The organism is Halorubrum sp. SS7, from assembly GCF_005435055.1.
Lineage (GTDB): Archaea > Halobacteriota > Halobacteria > Halobacteriales > Haloferacaceae > Halorubrum > Halorubrum salinarum.
On sequence record NZ_SGXV01000740.1, the window covers coordinates 1 to 218 of the forward strand.

Sequence of the window (218 nt, forward strand, 5' to 3'; positions counted from 1 at the left end):
GAAACAACGACTGGGGCGGTATCGGCATCTCCGCGTGGGATCAAGGTGGGGATGACGGGGAGGCCGGTCAGGAGGTCGGCGCGGATCCGGCGGCACGAGGGATTAGTCTTGTCGGCACCAACAACGAGATTGAGGAAGACCTGCCCCTCTACACTGAAGAGGAACCCGGTGGTACCGATTTCCACCAGCAGAATCGTAACTCCGAGGTTGATACTGAT

General features: G+C 59.2%; 1 protein-coding gene. It reads left to right on the forward strand.

Features of this window, described 5'->3' with window-relative positions:
* A partial coding sequence (locus EXE44_RS21305) for a hypothetical protein (protein WP_206750422.1) occupies window positions 1-218 on the forward strand: 218 nt, incomplete at both ends.